This is a genomic window from Actinoplanes sp. DH11 (genome assembly GCF_020873875.1).
Taxonomy (GTDB): domain Bacteria; phylum Actinomycetota; class Actinomycetes; order Mycobacteriales; family Micromonosporaceae; genus Actinoplanes.
Map to the genome: position 1 here is coordinate 24,935 of NZ_JAHWGU010000026.1, position 19,061 is coordinate 43,995.

The 19,061-nt window shown below is 71.8% G+C and carries 22 protein-coding genes; 11 read left to right on the forward strand and 11 right to left on the reverse strand.

Translation table 11 applies throughout. From position 1 onward, the window contains the following. Window positions 1–119: 119 nt before the first annotated feature. Entirely contained in the window at window positions 120–545 is a 426-nt protein-coding gene (locus tag LPA41_RS30650) for a type II 3-dehydroquinate dehydratase (protein ID WP_229074513.1), read from the forward strand. After that, entirely contained in the window at window positions 542–1,414 is an 873-nt protein-coding gene (locus LPA41_RS30655) for an ROK family protein (RefSeq protein WP_229074514.1), read from the forward strand. Before LPA41_RS30650 ends, LPA41_RS30655 begins: the two co-directional genes overlap by 4 nt. A gap of 43 nt (window positions 1,415–1,457) precedes the next feature. On the opposite strand, the gene LPA41_RS30660 is transcribed toward LPA41_RS30655, so the two are convergent. Beyond that, window positions 1,458–2,108, reverse strand: a complete 651-nt coding sequence (locus LPA41_RS30660; RefSeq protein ID WP_229074515.1) for an NAD(P)-dependent oxidoreductase — start codon at window positions 2,106–2,108, stop codon at window positions 1,458–1,460. 90 nt (window positions 2,109–2,198) lie between these two features. Continuing rightward, entirely contained in the window at window positions 2,199–2,957 is a 759-nt protein-coding gene (locus LPA41_RS30665) for a thioesterase II family protein (RefSeq protein ID WP_229074516.1), read from the reverse strand. 227 nt (window positions 2,958–3,184) lie between these two features. On the opposite strand from LPA41_RS30665, the gene LPA41_RS30670 reads away from it, so the two are divergent. The 4 genes from LPA41_RS30670 (at window position 3,185) to LPA41_RS30685 (ending at window position 6,509) form a co-directional block, all read left to right on the forward strand. Then, complete coding sequence (locus LPA41_RS30670; RefSeq protein WP_229074517.1) at window positions 3,185–4,552, forward strand: glycosyltransferase; 1,368 nt, start codon at window positions 3,185–3,187, stop codon at window positions 4,550–4,552. A gap of 80 nt (window positions 4,553–4,632) precedes the next feature. Further along, window positions 4,633–5,370, forward strand: coding sequence for an ABC transporter ATP-binding protein (locus LPA41_RS30675; protein WP_229074518.1), 738 nt, complete (start codon window positions 4,633–4,635; stop codon window positions 5,368–5,370). Beyond that, complete coding sequence (locus tag LPA41_RS30680) at window positions 5,367–6,122, forward strand: ABC transporter permease (RefSeq protein WP_229074519.1); 756 nt, start codon at window positions 5,367–5,369, stop codon at window positions 6,120–6,122. Before LPA41_RS30675 ends, LPA41_RS30680 begins: the two co-directional genes overlap by 4 nt. A 33-nt stretch (window positions 6,123–6,155) precedes the next feature. Beyond that, window positions 6,156–6,509 (forward strand): DoxX family protein, encoded by a 354-nt coding sequence (locus tag LPA41_RS30685; RefSeq protein WP_229074520.1) that lies wholly within the window; start codon window positions 6,156–6,158, stop codon window positions 6,507–6,509. 22 nt (window positions 6,510–6,531) lie between these two features. On the opposite strand, the gene LPA41_RS30690 is transcribed toward LPA41_RS30685, so the two are convergent. Together LPA41_RS30690 and LPA41_RS30695 are read right to left on the reverse strand one after the other, a co-directional pair. Further along, window positions 6,532–6,954, reverse strand: a complete 423-nt coding sequence (locus tag LPA41_RS30690) for a cold-shock protein (RefSeq protein WP_229074521.1) — start codon at window positions 6,952–6,954, stop codon at window positions 6,532–6,534. Between the two features lie 85 nt (window positions 6,955–7,039). After that, window positions 7,040–7,693, reverse strand: coding sequence for a 4'-phosphopantetheinyl transferase superfamily protein (locus LPA41_RS30695; protein WP_229074522.1), 654 nt, complete (start codon window positions 7,691–7,693; stop codon window positions 7,040–7,042). Window positions 7,694–7,853: 160 nt separating this feature from the next. Between LPA41_RS30695 and LPA41_RS30700 the strand changes: the two genes are divergently transcribed. Beyond that, window positions 7,854–8,723, forward strand: a complete 870-nt coding sequence (locus LPA41_RS30700; RefSeq protein ID WP_229074523.1) for a metallophosphoesterase — start codon at window positions 7,854–7,856, stop codon at window positions 8,721–8,723. A gap of 22 nt (window positions 8,724–8,745) precedes the next feature. Here LPA41_RS30700 and LPA41_RS30705 read toward each other — a convergent pair whose 3' ends face one another. Next, entirely contained in the window at window positions 8,746–9,744 is a 999-nt protein-coding gene (locus LPA41_RS30705; RefSeq protein WP_229074524.1) for an AraC family transcriptional regulator, read from the reverse strand. A gap of 131 nt (window positions 9,745–9,875) precedes the next feature. Here LPA41_RS30705 and LPA41_RS30710 point away from each other — a divergent pair, with 131 nt between their 5' ends. Together LPA41_RS30710 and LPA41_RS30715 are read left to right on the forward strand one after the other, a co-directional pair. Next, entirely contained in the window at window positions 9,876–10,703 is an 828-nt protein-coding gene (locus tag LPA41_RS30710) for an NAD(P)H-binding protein (RefSeq protein ID WP_229074525.1), read from the forward strand. Window positions 10,704–10,803: 100 nt separating this feature from the next. Beyond that, a complete protein-coding gene (locus tag LPA41_RS30715; RefSeq protein WP_229074526.1) occupies window positions 10,804–12,363 on the forward strand; it encodes an alkaline phosphatase in 1,560 nt (519 codons plus the stop codon). Here the strand turns inward: LPA41_RS30715 and LPA41_RS30720 are convergent. The 6 genes from LPA41_RS30720 to LPA41_RS30745 all read right to left on the reverse strand — a co-directional run bounded on the left by LPA41_RS30720 (window position 12,351) and on the right by LPA41_RS30745 (window position 18,293). Further along, the gene (locus tag LPA41_RS30720; protein WP_229074527.1) at window positions 12,351–12,818 is read right to left on the reverse strand and encodes a DUF1707 domain-containing protein; all 468 of its coding nucleotides are present in this window, start codon (window positions 12,816–12,818) and stop codon (window positions 12,351–12,353) included. The genes LPA41_RS30715 and LPA41_RS30720 overlap by 13 nt on opposite strands. 9 nt (window positions 12,819–12,827) lie before the next feature. Further along, entirely contained in the window at window positions 12,828–13,247 is a 420-nt protein-coding gene (locus LPA41_RS30725; protein WP_229074528.1) for a DUF1810 domain-containing protein, read from the reverse strand. A gap of 18 nt (window positions 13,248–13,265) precedes the next feature. Continuing rightward, on the reverse strand, window positions 13,266–13,415 hold the full coding sequence (locus tag LPA41_RS30730) for a hypothetical protein (RefSeq protein WP_229074529.1): 150 nt from the start codon (window positions 13,413–13,415) through the stop codon (window positions 13,266–13,268). Window positions 13,416–13,482: 67 nt separating this feature from the next. Then, the gene (locus tag LPA41_RS30735; RefSeq protein ID WP_229074530.1) at window positions 13,483–14,304 is read right to left on the reverse strand and encodes an SDR family oxidoreductase; all 822 of its coding nucleotides are present in this window, start codon (window positions 14,302–14,304) and stop codon (window positions 13,483–13,485) included. A 54-nt stretch (window positions 14,305–14,358) separates the two neighbouring features. Further along, window positions 14,359–17,283, reverse strand: a complete 2,925-nt coding sequence (locus LPA41_RS30740; RefSeq protein WP_229074531.1) for a M36 family metallopeptidase — start codon at window positions 17,281–17,283, stop codon at window positions 14,359–14,361. Between the two features lie 80 nt (window positions 17,284–17,363). Continuing rightward, on the reverse strand, window positions 17,364–18,293 hold the full coding sequence (locus LPA41_RS30745; RefSeq protein ID WP_229074532.1) for an aldo/keto reductase: 930 nt from the start codon (window positions 18,291–18,293) through the stop codon (window positions 17,364–17,366). 41 nt (window positions 18,294–18,334) lie between these two features. Here LPA41_RS30745 and LPA41_RS30750 point away from each other — a divergent pair, with 41 nt between their 5' ends. Together LPA41_RS30750 and LPA41_RS30755 are read left to right on the forward strand one after the other, a co-directional pair. Then, window positions 18,335–18,712, forward strand: coding sequence for a MerR family transcriptional regulator (locus LPA41_RS30750; RefSeq protein WP_255690680.1), 378 nt, complete (start codon window positions 18,335–18,337; stop codon window positions 18,710–18,712). Beyond that, entirely contained in the window at window positions 18,685–19,044 is a 360-nt protein-coding gene (locus LPA41_RS30755) for a VOC family protein (RefSeq protein ID WP_229074533.1), read from the forward strand. The genes LPA41_RS30750 and LPA41_RS30755 overlap by 28 nt, the downstream gene beginning before the upstream one ends. Window positions 19,045–19,061: the final 17 nt, after the last annotated feature.

A 19,061-nucleotide genomic window follows, 5' to 3' on the forward strand; every position in this document is an offset into this window, starting at 1 on the left:
CGGTTGCCCCAAGTTAGGCCGGTGCGGCATCGCCGTTCTCCCTTACGGACCCCCTAGGTCCCCCTCAACCGCGCGGCGGCCGGCGTCGAGGAACCGGCCGGCGCGCTAGCGTCCGATCCGTGCATCTTCTTCTTCTGAACGGCCCCAACCTGGGCATACTCGGCCGCCGACAGCCGGAAATCTATGGAACCGACACACTCGCCGACATCGAGGCGGCGGTTGCCCGGGAGGTCGAGCCGCGGGGGTGGACCGTGACCGCGATTCAGCACGACTGCGAGGGCGCGCTGGTCCGTGCCGTGCAGGACAACTACGACTCGGTCGGGGCGATCGTCAATCCGGGAGCGCTGATGATGGCCGGTTGGTCGCTGCGTGACGCGCTGGCCGACTATCCCCGGCCCTGGGTCGAGGTGCACCTGTCCAACCTGTGGGCCCGGGAGCAGTTCCGGCACGAGTCGGTGCTGGCGCCACTGGCTCTCGGGATGATCGCGGGTCTCGGGCCGATCGGTTACCGGCTCGCCGCGCGGGCGCTGCTGGAGCGGGTGTGACGGCGAGCTATCTGGGCATCGACGTCGGCGGGACGAAGGTCGCTGTCCGTACCGAATCCGGTGCCGCCCCACCGCGCACCAGCAGCCTGCGGTGGCGGCCCGGGGTCAGCGTCGCGGACGATCTCGCCGACCTGGCCGCACACCTGCGCGACCTGCCACCGGGGGTGTGTTCGGCGGGTGTCGCCATGCCCGCCACCGTGGACGACGACGGCGCTGTCACCGCGTGGCCGACCCGGCCCGGCTGGATCGGGGTGGACCTGGCCGCCGCCTTCGGCGGTCTGCTGCCCGGCATCCCGGTCCGCTGGGCCGACGACGGCGGCCTCGCCGCCCTGGCCGAGTCCCGGGCGCACGGCGCGGACCTGCTCTACGTCGGCGTCGGCACCGGGATCGGGGGCGGTGTCGTGCACGCCGGGCGGTCGTTGCCCGTGCGCGGCTCCTGCGAACTCGGGCACCTCGTCGTCGACCGCTCAGGGCCACGCTGCGACTGCGGGCGCGCGGGCTGTCTGCAGGCCATCGCCTCGGGACCGGCGACGCTGCGCAACGCGGCCGCGCTGCGCGGCAGGCCGGTCGGTTTCGCCGAGCTGCGCGACGGATGGCTCTGCGGTGCGGCATGGGCGCGCGAAGCGGTGGCCGACTCCTGCGCGGCACTGGCCGCGGCAGTGGTCGGCGTGGGAGAGCTGCTCGGCCCGCCCCTGGCCGTGATAGGCGGCGGTTTCGCCGCCGGCCTGCCCGGCTTCTGCGAGGAGGTCGCCGGACGGACCGCGGCGCTGGCCCGGGCCGGGCACCAGCCACCGGAAGTACGGCCGTCAGCGTACGGCGCGCTGGCATCTCTGCACGGCGCGGTGCTGCTGGCCCGCTCGACGGTCTAGCGGCCGTGTCCAGCCGATCTTCGCGACAGCGACTGGACACGGCTCAATAGGCGACGGTGAAGCGCCGTCCGATGTGTCGCGGGGTCTCGATCTCGTCGATCAGGGCCACGGCGTAGTCCTCCGTGCTGATCCGGCTCTGCCGGGTGGCGTCACTGACCAGCCGGTCGCCGCCGGTGCGGTACCGACCGGTCCGGACACCGGGATCGATCATCGCAGCCGGGCTCAGGGAGGTCCACCGCACGTCGCTGACGGTCCGCAAGTAATCCAGGCCGACGCCGTGCGCGTGCATAACGGTCAACGCCTCGGGCGGCAGACCCGGCATGTCCCACAGCCTCATGCCCGGCATGACCTCCAGGCTGCCGGCGCCGCCCACCGCGATCAGCCGGGGCGCGGCACCGCCGAGGCCGCGAAGGGCGGTCACCAGCGAGCGCAGCGCCGGCTCGATCAACCGGACGTGCCCGGCGCCGTCGCCACCGCCGACCGCGCTGACTACGACGTCACGGTGCTCGGCGACGCGCGCGACGTCCGCGGGATCCAGCACGTCCCCGGTCTCGACCCGCAGGTCGTCATGCGTCCGGCCCAGCTTCGCGGTGTCCCGCACGACCGCGGTGACCTGATGGCCCCGGGCGAGCGCCTCGTCGGTGATGACGCGGCCAATCGAGCCGTTCGCACCGATGATCGAGATACGGGCCATGTCGTCTCCTGAACGATTGTCGATGAACCAGGCCGGCGATGAACCAGGCCGGCGAGAGCCCGCCCCGCCGGTGAGCCGGCCACGGCGCGGTCAGGACGACGCCGGCACCGGCCGCAGCGTCTCCTTGATCACTTGCAGGACGGCCGGGACGTGCCGGGTGAGATAGAAGTGCCCGCCCGGGAAGGTCAGCAGCTCGAAGGAGCCGGTGGTGTTTCGCTGCCAGGCTCGTGCCTCGTCGACGCTGGTCTTCGGATCGTCGTCGCCGGTCAGCACGACCAGCGGGGAGCTCACCGTGGCGTCCGGCTCGCACCGGTACCGCTCGACGGCACGGTAGTCGGCCCGCATCGCCGGCATGATCATCCGAACGAGTTCCTCGTCGCCGAAGACCCGCGCGTCGGTGCCGCTCATCTTGCGCAACTCGGCCAAGATCCCGTCGTCACCCTGCTCGTGCACCCGCTCGTCGCGGTGCGTACCGGGTCCACGCCGACCGGAGAGGAACAGCGCCCTGGCCACCTTGCCGTCGTGTTCCAGACGTCGGGCCACCTCGAAGGCCAGCACCGCGCCCATGCTGTGCCCGAAGAACGCGATCTGGCCACCGAGGGCGGGTGCGAGCGCCGCGTACACCCGCTCGGCGTACTCGTCCATGTCGTCGATGCTCGGTTCGTGCCGGCGATCCTGCCGGGCCGGGTACTGCACCGCCAGCACCTCGATCGCCGGGGACAGCGCCGCCGAGACCGGGAAGTAGAAGCTGGCCGAGCCGCCCGCGTGCGGCAGGCAGACCAGTTGGACCGCGCCGTCCGGCGCGGGATGGAACCTGCGGACCCAGCGATCGGTCTCGCCTGTCGTCATGACGCCTCCAGCCGATGTAGATCTCGACGCTAACGGCGGCCGGCAGGCGAGCCATCCCCTAAACCCGCCCGGCCAGGGGGTGCCGCCCCTAGCCTGCTTCCGACGGGCAGGACCGAGGCGAAGTCCAGGTCTTCCGAGGTGTGCGGTGCGGACCCCCGGCGTGGTGGTAACCCCTATCCGGTCGCGCTGGTGTTGCAGCGGGGCTCACCCGCCGAACAGCATGGGGTATGGACAACAGCGGCAAGAGCGCAGGAACCGTCCTTTTCGTCTGCGCCAAGAGCAAGGGTCCGTTCAATCCCCTGCGGACCCTCGCCAGCGAACTAAGCGACCGCGGGGTATGCGGACTGAGCTTCGTCACGCACGACGAACGCCGCGCCGATGTGGCGACCATCCCGAACGTCGGGTTCGTGTCGATGGGTTCCGGCGCGGCCACCCCGGCCCCGGAGGACTGGGACGAGGCGACGATGCGGACCATGACGTCCGGCTCGGCGGCGGCGAACGTCGCCGCCTTCGTCGACCGCCTCAACGACGCCGACACCGTGATGGACATGTACCGCCGGTGCCTGGACGCGATCGATCGCACGGCGCCGGTCCTCGCCGTCGTGGATTCCCTTGCCACCTGGGGCATCGACGCGCTGACCGTACGCGGGGTGCCGTTCATCATCAGCATCAGCGTGCCACCGAGCGGCTTCCTGCAGGACCTGCTGCCCGCCGACTACCCGGCGCCGATGTCCGGCCTGCCGCTGCGGATGACCCCCGCACAACGTGCCGAGAACGAACGATTCAAGCTCGCCCTGCGGCAGGCGTTCACCGAGCCGGATCGGATCCGGCGCGGCATGCTCGTGGCTGCCGCACGACGGGCCGCCGGCGTGCCGAACGCGTTCGGCCAGCCGTCGCAGTACGCCCGGGCCGCCAGGGCCCTCTTCGCGTATACCGTCTTCGGCTTCGAATACCCGTTCCCGCAGGCTCCGGAGAATCTGCACATGCTCGGGTCGGTGGTGCCCCGGCACGGCGTCACGGGCCAGGGCACCGAGCTCAGCGACTGGCTGGACAGCCGCGAGTCGGTCGTCTACATCGGGTTCGGCACGATCATGCGGCCGTCCCGGAAGCAGGCCGAGGCCCTCGTCGAGGTGGCCACGCGACTCGGGCCACGCCACCACGTTCTGTGCAAGCTTCCCGGGTTCGGCGATTGGCCCATCGGCGAACAGCCCGCCAACCTGCGGGTCGAGGACTGGCTACCGTCTCAGCACCACGTACTCGCCCACCCGCACGTCCGCGTCTTCTTCAACCACGGCGCCGCCAATGCCATCCACGAGGGCCTGTACTACGACAAGCCCCAGCTGGCGATGCCGTTCTGGCTGGACTGCCACGACGGCGCGGCCCGGCTGGTGGACAGTGGCGCGGGCCTGAGCCTCGAACCCCGGGATCCACTGGACATCGACGAATGCGTGTCTAAATTGCACCGGCTCCTCTCCGAACCGTCGTTCCGGGACCGGGCCGCGCACTGGGGCTGCCGGATGCGCACGGCCGGCGGCGTGGCTGCCGCCGCCGACCTCGTGCTGGCCCATCGCGACGCCGTCGGCGCGGCTCCGTAACGTCGTCGCCCCCGGGTTGACAACGACATCACCCACCTGTCACGGTAACCACATCCAGTTGTCAACCTGGGGGTGACAGAGTGTCGATCATTGAAGTGAGCAACTTGCGCAAGACGTACGGCTCGACCGTCGCCGTGGCCGACGTGACCTTCACCGTCGACGAGGGCGAGATCTTCGGGATCCTGGGGCCCAACGGCGCCGGGAAGTCGACCACCGTCGAGTGCATCACCGGGTGTGAGCCGCCTGATTCCGGCCAGATCCGCATCATGGGCCGCGACCCCCGCGAGTACGGCCGCCATCTCTACGAGCTGATCGGTTACCAGTTGCAGACGTCGGCGCTGCCACCGACGCTCCGGGTACAGGAAGCGGTGACCATGTTCGCCGCGCTGTATCCCGCTCCGCGCGACATCAACGAGCTGATCGACGCGGTGGGTCTGACCGACCAGCGGCGCAAGCCGTTCGGCAAGCTGTCCGGCGGCCAGAAGCAGCGTCTGTCCATCGCCCTGGCTCTGATCGGCAATCCCCGCATTGCGGTGCTGGACGAGCTCACCACCGGCCTCGACCCGGAAGGCCGCCGCGACACCTGGGGCCTGATCCGCGAGATCCGCGACTCCGGCGTGACGATCGTGCTCGTCACCCACTTCCTCGACGAGGCGCATCGGCTCTGCGACCGGATCTCGGTGATCGATCACGGCCGCACCGCGATCACCACCACGCCCGACGCCCTCATCAGGGCAGCCGGCGGAGTCACCCTTGAGGACGCCTACCTGCACGCCCTGGACATTCACCGCGGCAGCGGAAAGGAACAGCCGGCATGACTGCCCTCGCCACACTGACCCGCACCGAGGCCACCCTCTTCACCCGCAACCCCACGAACGTCTTCATGGCGTTGCTGTTCCCGACCGTGCTGCTCCTACTCCAGGGCTTCGTCATCCCCGGCACCGACGCGCCGGTCGAGGGCGGCGGCCCGGAGTTCGCCGGGCTGCGGGTCATCGACCTCTTCATCCCGATCGCCCTGACGGTCGCGATGGCCACGGTCAGTCTGACCAACTTCCCCTCCGCGATCGGCGGCTACCGCGAGAACGGCGTGCTGCGCCGTCTCGGAGCCACCCCCGTCGGCGCCCACCGGATCCTGCTGGCGCAGCTGGCCATCAGCGCCGCCACCCTGACCGCCGGCGCTGCCGTCGCCGTCACCACTGCGATCGTCGCGCTCGACGCCTCAGTGCCCCGCAACCTCGGCCTGGTCGCTCTCGTCTTCGTGCTCGGCGCCGCCACCCTGCTCAGCCTCGGCGCGGTCGTCGCGGCGCGGGCCCGCTCCGCCCAGACCGCCAACGGACTGGGCACGCTGCTGTTGATCGGCTCGATGTTCACCGCCGGGGTGTGGACCCCCGGACCCCTGATGCCCGAACTCTTCCGCAACATCTCCGCGTTCACCCCGCTCGGGGCCACCTCACAGGTCCTGACCGCAGCCTGGTACGACCGCCCTACACCGTGGATCCAGCTCGCCGTCATGGTCGCGTACACCGTCGTCTTCGCGACCGTCGCCGCACGCACCTTCCGCTGGAAGTAAGCCGACCACCCGAACCCCGAAGTAGGGACTCGCATGTTCATCGCCATCGTCGTGCTGTCCGTCCTGCTCGCCCTCGTCTTCGCCGCGGTAGGCATCGCTAAGATCACCGGGAACGAGCGGCAACTCAAGGAGGGCGGCCGGCTCGGATTCTCGGCCCGGTCGTACCGGATCATCGGCGGGCTGGACCTGGCCGGCGCGGCCGGCGTCCTGATCGGCCTGTTCTGGGCGCCGCTGGGTCTCGCCGCCGCGGCCGGGCTGCTCCTGATGATGGCCGGCGCCGTCGTGTTCCAGGCCCGCGGGAAGCAGACCACCCAGGAGATGAGCCCGGCGATCATGGTCGGCGCCATGGCCGCCGGGCTACTCGTCCTGCACATCCTTCGGCTGTAGGTGACGCCCTCGTGGCGCCCGGTCAGTCCTCGACCCAGCCGTGCCTACGAGCCATCGCCACGAGCGCCCGCCGGGCTTCGAGGATCTGTGCCCCGGTCATCGTCGGCACGCTGCCCAGCAGCACCTCGGTGACCGCGGCCTCGAACTGGCCGGCCGCCAGGACATCGCACTCACCGTCGTCGTCCGCCCCGGACTCGGAGCGGACCGGCACGGAACGTGGCACCCCGTTCTCCGGCACCGGCGACGACTCCAGCTGCACGCTCGCCACCTTGAGCCCCCGGTCGGACTGCACGACCTCGTAGCTCACCTTCATCCCGGTGGTGATCAGATGCCGCTGGTCACCGAAGTCGTTCGCGTGCACGAAGACGTCGTCACCTCCACGCAGCGGAGCGATGAACCCGTAACCCCGGACGTCGTCGAACCGCACGATCGTACCTTTTTCCACCACAACCACCCCAACCACAGAAACCGTCAGCGATCCCAGGGAGCGTGTCACACCCCGCCCCAGCGTAGCCACCCCTAAACCCGCGTCAGCGCGGCACCGCGATCGCGGTGAGCGCGATCCCGTCCCGGGTCAGCCACCGCCCGGTGAAGCCCCGCAGTCGCGCGCCGGCCACCACCGGACAGGGCACCAGCAGACGTGCGCCGAACGTGCCATCCGCCGCGAACTCGACCTCGGCCTCCTCGAACTCGAGGAATCGCCGGGTCAGCGGGAACCACGCCTTGTAGACCGACTCCTTGGCGCTGAACAGCAGCCGATCCCAGTGCACCCGCGGCGACCGGGCGGCGAGCACCGCCAGGTGGGCCCGTTCCCGCGGCGACGACACTGCCGCCAGGATCCCGTCCGGCAGGGGGGCGTGCTCCTCAGCGTCGATGCCGACCGTGACCATGTGCTCGGCCATCGCCACCGCGGCGGCTCGGTACCCGTCACAGTGGGTCATGCTGCCGACCACACCGGACGGCCAGCCCGGCGCACCGCGCTCACCAGGAATCAGTGGCGAAGGACCACACCCCAACCCGGCCAGGGCGGTACGGGCACACGCCCGCACCGTGATGAACTCACGCCGCCGCTTCGGTACCGCACGTGCGACGGCCGCCTCCTCCTCGGGGTACAGCGACACGTCAAGCAGATCGGCAGTGGTCTCGGCCGCGCACACCAGCGGCGGCAGGATCTCGTTGAGCACAGGTGGTTCTCCTCGGCGTCGCCCGCGAGGCGAATCCTGCCCGGGCGGGCGCTCCCCCGGGTACCCGTATCCCTCCCCTACCGAGCGGCCTGACGGGCCCGCCGATGTCTACAGTGCGCACTATGAACACCGCCGCACCCACATTCGCCGGACGGCCAAGGTGACCGCTCGGCAGGCGGCCGGCCGCCTGGTCGCGATAAGCGACCTGCACGTCATCTATCAGGAGAACCGCGACATCGTCGAGCGGCTGCGCCCGGAACGGGAGGCGGACTGGCTGATCGTCGCGGGCGACGTCGGCGAACTGATCGCCGACGTCGAGTGGGCGCTGCGCCTGCTGGCCGGCCGGTTCGCCCGAGTGATCTGGGCACCGGGCAACCACGAACTCTGGACGCCGCGCGAGGATCCGGTTCAGCTGCGCGGCCAGGCCCGGTACGAGGCCCTCGTCGAGCTGTGCCGGGGCCTCGGCGTGCTGACGCCCGAGGACCCGTACCCGGTGTGGGACCTGGACGGCGAGCCGGTGCTCGTCGCGCCGCTGCACGTGCTCTACGACTACAGCTTCCGGCCGCCCGGCACCTGGACCCGGGAGCAGGCCCTGGCCCGGGCGTACGAAACGGGCGTGGTGTGCACGGACGAGATGCTGCTGCACCCGGACCCCTATCCGACCCGGGACGCCTGGTGCCGGGCCCGGGTCGCGCACACCGAGCAGCGATTGGCGGCGGAACGTGCCGGGCGGCGTACCGTGCTGGTGAATCACTTCCCGTTGGTCCGCGAACCGACCCGGGTCCTGCGCTACCCGGAGTTCGCCCAGTGGTGCGGCACCGAGGCGACCGCCGACTGGCACGTCCGGTTCGAGGCCGCCGCGGTCGTCTACGGCCACCTCCACATTCCCCGGACCACCTGGTATGACGGCGTCCGGTTCGAGGAGGTGTCGGTCGGTTACCCCCGCGAGTGGCGCCGCCGGTCCACCGTGCCCGGCCGCCCGCGCCAGATCCTGCCGCCCCCACCCAGCAGAGGATCGACCAGCCAGTGATCACCCCGACCGGCCCCGACGGTCACGCGGCGCGGAACAGCTGCGGCGTCGTACCCCGGACCCGTTTGAACGCGACAGTCAGCGCGAACGCGTTCGCATAACCGACCTGCCGCGCGATCGACCCGACGGTCGCCTCGGTGTTGCGCAGGGCCTCGGCGGCCAGGTCGAGGCGCCAGTGGGTCAGGTAGGTCATCGGGGGCTGCCCGACGAGCTCGGTGAACCGCCGGGCGAAGGCGGCGCGGGACGCACCGGTCGCGGCGGCCAGGCCGGCGACCGTCCACTGCCGTGCCGGATCCTCGTGCATGAGCCGCAGGGCGGGACCGACGAGCGGGTCGCCGTGCGCGCGGTACCAGCCGGGCGGGTCGGCGGCGGGCCGGGCGAACCAGGCACGCAGCGTGGCGATCAGGGCGAGGTCGAGCAGCCGGTCGAGGACCACCTGCTGACCGGGGGCGTCCCGGTCGACCTCGCTGTGCAGCAGATCCATGATCGGGGACTGGACCTGCTCGTGGGAGACCCGCACGACGGTGGGCAGGGTGGCCAGCAGCCGGCCGCTGACGAAGCTCGAGACGTCGTAGGTGCCGCTCGCCAGCACGGTGGGACCGTCGGCGCCGGTAAAGCGCGGAGCCGGCCCGGTGGAGCCGCCGGCGCGCAGCGCCGGGATACCGGCGGAGCCCAGGCCCAGGGCGCTGGTGCTCGCCCCGAACCGCGTCTCGGCCGTGATGTCGACGCCGTCCGCCGTGATCAACCGGTTCCCGGGATGAACGAAGACGGTCGGCGGGACGCCGGGCGCCGAGGCGACGGTGTACGGCTCGGGGCCCTGCACGATCGCCACGTCACCGGTCCCGACGAGGGTGGGTTCGTCGTCGTCGGGCACCACCCAGGCGTGTCCGCGCGACGGCGAGGCCAGGCCGATCGCGGCCTTGTCGCAGATCCGCAGCGCCCACGGCGGGTCGAACGCGGCCCGGCAGAACGCGGCGGTCCGCGCGCGCACCCCGTCCAGCAGGTCTCCGAGCGGGTCCATGCCGGCAGCGTAGACGCTCAGACATGCGATCGAGGCGTACGAACATGGATCGTCTCACCGGTTGCCATTTCACTGGAGTCACCACTTCCGGCGGACACCAGAGCCGGGCGGATCAATCCAGGAGGCACCAGATGTACGCGATCACCGGAGTCACCGGCCACGTCGGCGGAGCTGCCGCCCGTGCCCTGCGCGCGGCGGGCCGGCCCGTCCGTACCGTCGCCCGCGACGCCGCGAAGGGTGACGTCGTCGCCGACCTTACCGACACCGCCGCCCTGTCGAAGGCGTTCGCCGGCTGCGACGGCGCGTTCGTCCTGCTGCCGACCGTCCCGCCGTTCACCGACGCCGCACACCGGGAACTGGCCGACTCGATCGCGGCAGCGGTCCGGGACAGCGGCGTCCCGCATGTCGTGATGCTGTCGTCCTACGGCGCCGACCTGCCGGACGGCACCGGGCCGATCCGCTGGCTGCACCACTTGGAGAACGGCCTGCGCGCGACCGGCGCCGCGGTGACCGCGATCCGGTCGCCGCACTTCCAGGAGAAGGTGGAGACGGTCCTGGACGCGGCCACCGGCGCCGGCGTCTTCCCGGTCTTCGCCGACTCGGCCGACGAGCCGATCCCGATGGTCGCCACCCGGGACATCGGCGCCGCCGTCGCGGACGCACTCAGCAGCCCCGCCGGCACCAGCGAGATCATCCATCTGGAGGCCCCGGAGTACACCGAGCGGCAGGTCGCCGAGGTCCTCGGTGAGCTGCTCGGCACGCCGCTGCGGGTGGTCACGGTGCCGCGCGCCGGCTGGCTCGCCGCGTTCACCGACGCCGGCCTGCCGCCCCTGCTGGCGGCCGAGCTCGTCGCGCTGCACGAGGCGGACGCGGACGGCCTGCTGCTGCCGCGCGGCGACCGGGCATACAGCTGCGGCACCGGCATCGAGGAGACGCTGCGCCAGATGGTACGGCCATGAGTTGCCGGAGCGGCTGACCGGCTGACCGGCGTCCGGTACGTCATCCCCTCGTCACGCGGAGGTCGGGAGCCGGTCAGCTCGGTCCCCTAGAACGTCACCCATGCAGATGAACTTGGATCGCCGCCGGTTGCTCGCCGGGGCGGGCATGGTCGCCGGGGCGGCCGCGCTCGGCCAGGTCCCGGCCGACACCGTGGCGGCGGCACCGGCGCTGCCCGGCCGCAAGTACCCGTTCACCCTCGGGGTGGCCTCCGGTGACCCCACACCGAGCGGGGTGGTGCTCTGGACACGGCTGGCGCCGGAGCCGTTCGAACCGGACGGCGGCCTGCCGGCGACGGCCCTGCCGGTGCGCTGGCAGGTGGCCCGGGACGAGCGGTTCACCCGGGTGGTCCGGGAGGGTGTGGCGTGGGCGCTGCCGCAGCTGGGGCACAGCGTGCACGTCGAGGTGGAGGGGCTCGCGCCGGACGGCGAGTGGTTCTACCGGTTCGCGTACCGTGATCAGCGCTCACCGATCGGCCGCACCCGGACCGCGCCCGCCCGGCGCTCCGCCGGCGGCGCCCTCGACCTCGCGGTCGTGTCCTGCCAGGCCTGGGACAACGGTTACTACCCCTCGTACGCGCACATCGCCCGCGACGACGTGGACCTGGTGCTGCACCTGGGCGACTACGTCTACGAGACCGGCATCTCGGCGACCGGCGGCTACCGCAAGGTGGCGGTGCCGGAGACGGCCCGGCCGGCGCCGCAGACCCTCGACCAGTGGCGGATCCGGTACGCGCTCTACAAGTCCGACCCGGACCTGCAGGCCGCGCACGCCCGGGTGCCGTTCGCGGTGACCTGGGACGACCACGAGGTGGTCAACGACTACGCGGGCACGTCCAGTCAGTACCACGAGGGTGACATCGCGGCCCTGCGCGCCGCCGCCTACCAGGCCTGGTACGAGCACCAGCCGGTCCGCCGGCCGGCCCGCGCCGCGCGGATCTACCGCCGGCTGCACTGGGGGCGCCTGGTGCAGCTCGACATCGTGGACGGCCGGCAGTACCGCACGGTCCCGGCCTGCTCGTGGGGTGAGGGCGACGCCTGCGCCGGCCAGTACGCGCCGGAGGCGACGATGCTCGGTGCCGACCAGGAACAGTGGCTCTACCGGGGGCTGGCCGCGTCGGACGCCCGCTGGAACCTGCTCGGCAGCAACGTGATGGTGGCCCGCCTGGACCACGACGGCGACGCCGGTGAGCGGTTGTGGCACGACGCCTGGGACGGGTACCCGGCGGCCCGGAACCGGCTGACCCGGGCGTGGACCCGCAACCGGGTGTCGAACCCGGTGGTGCTGACCGGCGACTGGCACTCCACGTTCGTCAACGACATCCACGCCGACTTCGACCGGCCGGGGTCGCCGGTGGTGGCGACCGAGTTCGTCGGCACCTCGATCTCGTCGAACGGGGACGGCACACCGTACGGCCCCTACTACGGCCCCATGATCAAGTACAACCCGCACATCCGGTTCTTCGACGGCGACCGGCGGGGGCACCAGCGGTTCCGGATCGACCGGGACACGCTGCGGATGGAGGCCCGGATGGTCACCACCGTGTCGCGCCGGGACGCACCGCAATACACCCACGCCGCGTTCACGGTGGAGAGCGGACGCCCGGGAGCTCAGTCCGCGTAACTGTCCGAGGCCGCGACGAACAGCAGGAACGCCACCTGCGCGACCAGCCCGAGCACGCCGAGGACCAGGCCGGTGACGGCCATGGTCCGGCCCGGCATGCCGCGGCCGGCACCGCGCAGACCGAGGATGCCGGTCACGATCGCCGCGATCGCGGCCGGCGCCCCGAGTGGGACGCAGAACGACGCGGCGAGCGAGGTGATGCCGAGGATCAGGGAGACGGTCGGCAGCGGGCCGCCGGCCGCCTCCCGGCGCGGGATCACCATCGGTGCGGCGACCCGCGGCAGGTCGTGCACCACCCGGGACAGCTCGCCCCAGGTGCGGGCCTCGTAGGCCGCGCGCGTGCGCTCCCCGAACTCGTCGATGGTCAGACGGCCCTCGGCGGTGGCGTGGTTGAGCCGGGCCACGACGGCCTCACGGTCGGCGTCCGAAACCCGGACGTGCGGCGACGGATACATGACCGGAGACTAACCGGGCCGGTCAAGCAGGTGAAGGGTCCGCTCGTCGGGTCCCTCGTAGAACTGCTCGATCACCCGATCGAAGACGGCCGGGTCGTCGGCCGCGCGGGCGAACAGCGTCATCGACGACCGTAACTTCAGGTCGTCGGGGTACCCGAGGATCTGCCCGGCGCTGCGGTCGCGGTGGGCGAGCAGCGCGGTGCAGCACTCCACCAGCCGCGGGCCCAGCACCGGGTGGGCCAGGTAGGCACGGGCCTCGGCGAGGTCCCGCACGGCGAACCGCACAGCGGTGGGGCTGGAGCCGAGGCCGGCGATCTGCGGGAAGACGAACCACATCCAGTGGCTCTGCTTGTCCCCCGCGACGATCTCGGCGAGGGCCCGCTCGTAGACGCCGTCCTGTGCCCGCACGAACCGGTCCAGATCACTCACGCGGCCCAACGTAACAGCTCAGGCGAACCGGGCGACCCGGATGCCGGCGGTGCCCGGACCGGGGCGGCGGGCCGCGCCGAAGCCGCTGACCCCCTCCACGGCCACCTCGACGATGTCCGCGTCGGACAGCACCAGGGTCTCGCCGCCGGCCGGCATCCGCAGGATCACCTCACCGTCGGCGCGGACCTCTCCCCCGGTCGCCGACAGGCCGGCGGCGCCGCTGGTCAGTCCGCATTTACTTCTTCAGCAGCTGCGCGACACCCGTCGCCGGACGGCCGGTCAGCTCGGCGACGTGCGTGGTCACCCGGGACATCTCACCGGCCGCGATCGCCAGGTAGGTGGAGACCCACGCGTCGAGCTGCCAGCGCGGCGCGTCGTAGACCGCCCGGGACGCGTACGCCTCCTCGATCGTCTCGTCGTGGTAGCGCACCCCGAGGATGCCGGCGATCTCGGCGAAGCAGAGCGCCTCCGGCCCGGTCAGCTCGTAGGCCTGCCCCGCGTGCGCCGCCGGGTCGCGCAGCACCGCCACCGCGGCGTCGGCGATGTCGTCCTGGGCGACCGCGGCCACCCGCCCGTCGCCGGCCGGGCCGCGGATCACCCCGTCCGCCCCGGCGAGGTGCGGCAGGAAGTCGGCGTAGAGGTTGTCCCGCAAGAAGACGGCGTCCAGGCCGCGCGCCAGGATGTGCTGCTCGGTGGCCCAGTGGTCGCGAGCCAGCGTGAACGTGGCGTCCGGCGCGGCACCGGCGAACGAGATGTAGACCAGGTGCGCCACACCGGCGGCGGCCGCGGCGTCGACGAACGTGCGGTGCTGCTCCACCCGGTCCGGTGTCTCCGACGCCGACACCATCAGCACGGTCCGCACGCCGTCCAGGGCGTCGCGCACGGCGGGCCCGTCACCGAAGGGCGCGGCCACCGCGGTGGCACCGGCCAGGTGCGGCGCCCGCGACACGTCGCGCACGAGCAGTCTCAGGGGTACGCCCGACGCGGACAACCGGCGGGCCACACGCCCGCCGAGCTGTCCGGTCGCGCCGGTCACGGCGATGGGTTCGGTGCTCATGGGCCCATCCTGCCGGGGCGGAAGGGTGGTCCGCCCCGGCAGGTGGGGAAATCACTACCGCGCGTACGCCTGGAACTCGGCGATCCGCACGTTGAGCGCCTGCGGGCTGGCCGTCGCGCAGTCGGTCGCGGCCCGCGGGTCGGCGTCCTGCTCGCCGGCGTACTCCGGGGTGCCGGTGCACTGGTTGGTCACGGCCTCGATCCGCAGGTGGGTCGCGGTCGTGTCCGGGATGTCGAACTCCCGGACGGTCAACTGGGGCCCCCGCGGCCGCGGGTTGCCGGCCGGGAACGCGTCGCGCTTGCTGACGTAGACGGTCCGGAAGTCCGTCGCGTCCGCACAGTCGGCGGTGGCCGACGCGGTGCAGGCGAGGACCTTGAACTGCTTCAGCGCCGAGAACCGGCTCTGGCCACCGGCGTCCGCGTTGCCCTCGATCGCCGGACGCAGCATCGCGCTGACCTGCACCCGCTTGACGCGCTGCCGGTCGCCGGCCAGGTCGACGGTGACGCCCTTGCCGGCGATCGGGGCGTTCAGCGACGCCCAGTTCGTCGACTCGTCGTCGTCGATGATCGCGGTCAGGTTGACGCCGTCACCGGTCGCCGTGGCCCCGCTGGTGCCGGACGCCAGGTTGCGCGGCATCTTGACGTACAGCGTCCGGTCGCGCCCGGCCCGCAGGTCGGTCGCCGAGACACGGGCCTCGCCGTGACCGGGCGCCTGGGCGATGAACGTGTACCGCCCGCCGACCAGGTCTACCTCGTCGGTCAGCGGCGTCGCCGGGTCGGTGTCGGCGACCGGGACCGCCCGGGCCTGGAAGTCACCGACGAACAGCTTCGCCCCGGCCACGACCTTGCCGTTCTCGTCGATCGGCCGGAACTTGACGGTCGCTTCGCCGGCGTACGGCGAGGTGAAGCCGGGCCGCGGGTTGACGTCACCGGCGCCGTTGCTCAGCGCCGCCTCACCGAGGCCACGCTTGGCGAACGCGCCCCAGATCAGGTCCTGGTTGGCCCCGCCGAAGCGGATCTGGTCGGCGGCGATCAGCGCGTCCCGGGCGTCGACCTGGCTGTTGGCCGAGTTCGCCAGCAGCAGGAACGAGTCGAACACCAACTGGATCCAGCGGCGGTTGCCGGGGCACTTGGTGACCGCGACCTTGCCGTTGGCGCAGGCCTTCTGCAGGGCCGCGCTGCCGGTGCCGTACCGCTTCATGAGGGCCGACCGGACGTCGAAGTTGGCCGCGCTCCACACCTCGCCGGAGGCGTGCACCTGCAGGCCGACGAAGTCGTAGTCGACGTGGCTGTAGTTGAGCGGGCTGCGGCTCATGTTGAAGTTACGGATGCCCGCGCCGTCGTCCCCGGTCACGTACTCACCGATGGTGTAGGCGCCGGTGCCCTTCGGCATGTAGCCGTGCTCGTACAGGTACTCGATGGAGAGCAGGTCGGACCAGCTCTCACTCATGCCCTGCGGCGAGCTGAGACCGGCGTTCGGACCGGCGATCATGCGGTTCGTGATGGCGTGCGTGTACTCGTGGGCGATCACCGACATGTCGTAGTCGCCGTCCACGCAGGGTCCGTAGAAGGTGCCGGCGATCGGCTGCCACAGGTACATGTTGGTGATCGGCGCCTGGCCGTCCGGCGGGGTGATCTGGTTGGCGTTGTTGCGCGCCGCGAAGTCCGGCGGCCCGCCGCTGATCCCACCGGCCTGCGCGTTGCCCTGCTCGTAGTCGTTGCCCAGCCCGGCGCCGGTGAAGTTCTCGGCCTGCATGTTCCAGGTCTCCTCGGTGAAGCCGAGGTGGTACGACCAGTCGTGCATCCGGTTGTGCATGGCGAACAGGTTGGCCCGGGCCGCGTCGATGTCGTTGCGGGCCGGCGTCTCGAAGACCGTCGGCGCGCACCGCTCCTCGTACCACTGGTTGGTCCAGGGGTACCGGTAGTCGCGGTTCGGCCGCGGGGTGGCGGTCTCGGTGCCGACCGAGAACGCGTCGTTGGAGTTCCAGTTCTGCACCGCGATCGCGTTGTTGCCGCGGGTGGTGAACGTGGGCAGGTCGGTGGCCGGGTCGACGTCCCAGGCCAGCGGCGACGCCGGGTTGCCGACGACCTCGTCGCAACGGCGCGCGGGCTGCTGGCACCAGGTGCGGCGGGTGTCCGCCGAGGAGTAGTTGGTGCGCGGCGAGTTCGGGAAGACGTCCCACTCCGGGTTGTCGTCGCTGTGCTCGTCGACGATGCTCTCGCTGACCAGGACCCCGCCGTCGCGGGCGTCCACCCAGGTGGTGAACGCGGCCGGTTCGGCACCGGTCAGATTCTCACCGAGAGTGACCTGGTAGGCGGCCCGGGCGCCCTGCTCGGGCGTGGGCACCGCGACCAGCTGGGTGCCGAGCACGGTGGGGCTGTCCAGGCCGGCGTCGGTCGCGGCGATCCGCTCGGCGTCCGCCTTGGTCAGCGTGGCCGGTGCGGGCGCGGCGGCGTCGCGGGACAGCGAGGAGCTGACGTGCCACACCTTGCCGTCGCGCAGGCCGACCGAGAGCAGGCCGTCACGGCCGGCGATCAGGTCGCCGAAGCGCTGGCGGAGCACCACGACGGCGCCCTCGCCGAGCGGTGCCGTGGTGAGCACCTCCAGCGCGTCCGCGCCGCGCTCGGTCAGGCCGAGGACGTCGAGGTTCGCCGCCACGTACGCCCGGGCGGCGGCGACCGGCTCGGCCGGCAGCCCGGCCGCGAGCGGCTGCGCGGTGGCGGTCAGGGCGGCCGGGGTGCCGAGCGAGTTCCAGCGGGCCAGCGCGTCCACGTCGGCCGCGCCCTGGCGCTGCTGCGCCGTCGGCGCGAGCCGGCCGCGGCGGTTGTCCCTCGTCTGTTCATGGTCATGATCGTGGACCTGCTCGGACCGGGCTGGCCCGGCTGGCGCCGCGCTGCTGGCGGACCCTGGAGCGAGAATCAGCACAGCCGCGACGAGCGCTGTGGTGGATGCCGCCGACGCACGGGATGGTGTGCGCACGGTACCTCCTCTGTGGACGGCCTTTTTACCGACCACTGCATCCGACAGCAGGGCACGATAGATGTCAATCGATCGCGGGGTCAGCAGGCGAGATCGAGACGTGTCCGTTGCTCCGCGGTCAGCCGGACGCCCCGGGCGCCCAGCGCCTCGGTGATCTGCGCGGCCGTGGTGACCCCGACGATCGGCGCGACGGCCGCCTTGCCGCCGGCGATCCAGGAGAGGACGACCTGGTTGCGGGTCGCGCCGGTCTCCGCCGCCACCGCGTCGAGCGCGGCGAGCCGGCGTACGGTGCCGGGGTGGTCGTACGCGTCCGGCAGCGGCCGGTCCGCACGGGTGTAACCGCCGTCGAGCAGCGTGTTGTACGCCCAGAGCCACATGCCGTCCGTCGACGCCAGGTAGTCGAAGGTCTCCGGCGTGGCGTGCACGTGCGCGCTCTGCGGCAGCGGGAACCCCGGCAGCGGCTGCAGGTAGGACCAGCGCAACTGGATCGCGCTGTACCCCGCCAGGCCACGGCTGCGGGCGATCTCCCGGGCCCGGTCCACGCGCCACGTCGGATGGTTCGAAACGCCGAGCCGCACCACCCTGCCGTCCGCGACGAAACCGCCGAGCGTCTCGACCGTCTCCGCCAGCGGCACCGACCGGTCCTCGATGTGCGCCCAGTAGAGCTCGACCCGCTCCGTCCGCAGCCGATCCAGGCTGCCGCCCAGGGCTTTCGTGAGCGCCGGTCCGGACAGCCCGTCGGCGTTGTCCGGGAAACCCTCGGCGCCGCCCTTGGTGCTGATCCGCACCCGCTCGCGGGCGCCCGGACGCTGATCCAGCCATCGACCGATCACGGTCTCGCTCTGCCCGCCCCGGCCGCTCGGGTCCATCCAGAACGCGTAGTTGTCCGCCGTGTCGATCCACTCCCCGCCCAGGTCGAGGTAGTGGTCCAGCAGGTCGAAGGATTGCGCGTGGTCGATGCGGGTGCCGAACGCGAGCGCGCCGAGAACAATGGTGATATCGGTTGCCATGCCCGTTACCCTGTCGGCTGGAGCGCGCTCCAGGTCAATACATGGGGGTAACGAAAGTGCCGTACACGCCGGGCGAGGCAGCCGGTCGGATCGGGGTCAGCATCGACACGATCCGCTACTACGAGAAGATCGGCCTGATGGACGGGGTCCAGCGCGACTCCGTCGGCCGCCGGGTCTTCTCCGACCACGACCTGTCCCGGCTCGGGCTGCTGCGCTGCCTGCGCGACTCCGGCATGCCGATCGCGCGGCTGCGGCGCTTCGCCGAGCTGCTCCAAGGTGGCGACGACACGGCGGGGCAGCGCACCGCGCTGCTCGAGGAGCACGACCGCGAAATCGACGAGAAGGTCGCGCAACTGCGACTCGAGCAGCAGAGGGTACGGGAGAAAATCGCGTGGTACCGGTCGGTAGCGGAACACTGACGTACGTCAAGAGCATCACGTTCGACTGCGTGGACGCCCTGGTCGTGGCCCGGTTCTGGGCAGCCGTGCTCGGCGGCGAACTGGACCAGGAGGCGACAAGCGACAAGGCGTACGTGCGGGCGCCCGGCTGGGGTGGACCTGACCTGTGGTTCCAGAAGGTGCCGGAACCACAGGTGGCCAAGAACCGGATGCACTTCGACCTGCGCGCCCCGGGCGGCGACGTGCCCGCCGAGGTGGCCCGGCTCAGCGCACTCGGCGCCACCGTGGTGACACCGGGCGAGCTGACCGTGATGGCCGACCCCGAGGGCAACGTCTTCTGCGTCGAGTCCTGACCCACGGGGCGGCCGGG

Coding starts and splice junctions, on each gene's coding strand:
- LPA41_RS30660 (WP_229074515.1), bottom strand. CDS start 2,108: ATGGCCCGTATCTCGATCATCGGTGCGAACGGCTCGATTGGCCGCGTC.
- LPA41_RS30665 (WP_229074516.1), bottom strand. CDS start 2,957: ATGACGACAGGCGAGACCGATCGCTGGGTCCGCAGGTTCCATCCCGCG.
- LPA41_RS30670 (WP_229074517.1), top strand. CDS start 3,185: ATGGACAACAGCGGCAAGAGCGCAGGAACCGTCCTTTTCGTCTGCGCC.
- LPA41_RS30680 (WP_229074519.1), top strand. CDS start 5,367: ATGACTGCCCTCGCCACACTGACCCGCACCGAGGCCACCCTCTTCACC.
- LPA41_RS30685 (WP_229074520.1), top strand. CDS start 6,156: ATGTTCATCGCCATCGTCGTGCTGTCCGTCCTGCTCGCCCTCGTCTTC.
- LPA41_RS30705 (WP_229074524.1), bottom strand. CDS start 9,744: ATGGACCCGCTCGGAGACCTGCTGGACGGGGTGCGCGCGCGGACCGCC.
- LPA41_RS30710 (WP_229074525.1), top strand. CDS start 9,876: ATGTACGCGATCACCGGAGTCACCGGCCACGTCGGCGGAGCTGCCGCC.
- LPA41_RS30715 (WP_229074526.1), top strand. CDS start 10,804: ATGCAGATGAACTTGGATCGCCGCCGGTTGCTCGCCGGGGCGGGCATG.
- LPA41_RS30720 (WP_229074527.1), bottom strand. CDS start 12,818: ATGTATCCGTCGCCGCACGTCCGGGTTTCGGACGCCGACCGTGAGGCC.
- LPA41_RS30735 (WP_229074530.1), bottom strand. CDS start 14,304: ATGAGCACCGAACCCATCGCCGTGACCGGCGCGACCGGACAGCTCGGC.
- LPA41_RS30745 (WP_229074532.1), bottom strand. CDS start 18,293: ATGGCAACCGATATCACCATTGTTCTCGGCGCGCTCGCGTTCGGCACC.
- LPA41_RS30750 (WP_255690680.1), top strand. CDS start 18,335: ATGGGGGTAACGAAAGTGCCGTACACGCCGGGCGAGGCAGCCGGTCGG.